Annotated in this window: 1 pseudogene; it reads right to left on the bottom strand. The window is 47.5% G+C overall.

Annotated elements, in window-relative coordinates:
- Positions 1-186: 186 nt before the first annotated feature.
- Positions 187-1,698: pseudogene (locus GJQ68_RS23060) on the bottom strand (IS1182 family transposase); the annotation flags it as partial.
- Positions 1,699-1,785 lie beyond the last annotated feature (87 nt).

The raw sequence follows: 1,785 nt of genomic DNA, 5'->3' as shown, positions 1-1,785 counted from the left end.
GAGGCTGTCCGAAAAGGGCAGCCTTTTTTATGCGGCTATTTTTCCGGAATATTCGGAAAAGTTTGAATCACCAATATTTCGTGGCACTGATAAACTAAAAGGGTCATTTTCGCCTAAAAGTACCGCTATGTAAATCGTTTTTAGAGATGCGAAGGCCGTTTTAGCTGGAGAGACTGCTGCTCCTATGAGCTTTCTTAGGTTATGACCGAGTGCCATCAGCATAAATTCCATTGTTGTCTTTTCTAATCCACTGAATGTGAACCGGTTAAACTTATTGTTGCTTTTCAGCTGCCCGAACACCGCTTCGGGTTCTATCGGGCGATTGCTGCGGTGGATAAGTCCCTTCTCGCTGGTCAGTAGCTCCCTTGCCTTCGCCTTCAGCTCGTTCAGGCGGTGGTTTACTTCAATTTTCCGATTTCCCTGCCCCTGGTGGCACATCCCCCGGAGTGGGCAGCCTTCACACTGCCGTGCCTGATAGTATGTGACCCGGGATTCATACCCGTTTGCTGAAACCCTTTTGCCGGTCCCCGCCTTTTCCATCCTTTGGCCCATCGGGCATACATAAAAATCCTTCTCCGCATTGTAAAACAGGTTCTGGGCAAGAAAGGGGTTTTCTTTTGTTTTCCTTTTCTGCTCCTTGTGGAAGTAATTGTACTTTACGTAAGGTGTAACTCCCTTTTTATCAAGCATTTCGTAGTTTTCCTCACTGCCATATCCAGCATCGGCCACCACTTCGGTGCTCTGTCTGTCGAAGGCGTTTTCGAACCCCTCCAGATGGGTTTTCAGCGTAGTGGTGTCCCCAGGTGTCTGGTGGATGGAAACATGTGTGATGAACTGGTTTTCCGTGGATATCTGCGCATTGTAGGCGGGCTTTAGCTGCCCGTTCTTCATGTGGTCGTCCTTCATCCGCATAAAGGTGGCATCCCGGTCGGTCTTGCTGTAAGAGTTCCTCCGGCCCATCGTCTTGAGGTCATGCTCATATTTTTCCAGTTTGGGGAGATGCTCTTCCTGGAGCTTCCGCAGTTCCTTTTCCTGCTTTTTGGTAGGTTCTTTCAGCTTTTTGTTCAGCTCGGCTAGTTTTTCCCGCAGTTCATCAGAATTGATCTTCCTGGGAAGCTCCTCTTTGTTGATTTCCTGATTATCAGACTGAATGCTGCTTTCAATGTCCGAAAGAACTGTGCCGATCTTGGCTTCCAGTTTTTCCTTGTACTTCTCTACCGAACCCTTCCAGACGAAGGTGTACCGGTTGGATCTTGCCTCGATCTTAGTGCCATCGATGTACTGCACATCAAGGCTCACATAGCCCATCCCGACAAGCATTTTCACCACTTCGGCGAATAGCCTTTGGATGTGGTCCTTCAATATCTTTCCCCTGAAGTCGTTGATGGTCCTGAAGTCGGGCGTGGAATTGCCCGCTATATACATAAAATGGATGTTTTCAGTAAGTGCCTTAGCGATCTTGCGGCAGGAATACACGTTTGACAAGTAGCTGTAAAACAGTACTTTGATCATCATTCTGGGGTGGTAGGCGGAGGTGCCGCCTCCTTTGTACATCTTTATTATTTCGCTGATATCCAGCGAGTCCACAACCGAATCCACCAAGCGTACGGGATGGTTGTCGGCAATTCTGTCAAAAATGTTGACCGGGAAGAGTTCAGGACTCTTGCCGGTTTGGTTTTTAAAAACTAACTTCGCCATAGTTGCTTTTTTGTACAACTCCAAAATACCATTTTTGGAGAAAAAAAACAACTAAATTAGAGGCTGCCCGACTTTTCGGACAGCCTC

Origin of the sequence: Cyclobacterium roseum (assembly GCF_010119225.1) — a bacterium.
Classification (GTDB): domain Bacteria; phylum Bacteroidota; class Bacteroidia; order Cytophagales; family Cyclobacteriaceae; genus Cyclobacterium; species Cyclobacterium roseum.
Note: the sequence above shows the minus strand (reverse complement) of the source record. Positions and strands in the feature narration are given on the sequence as shown.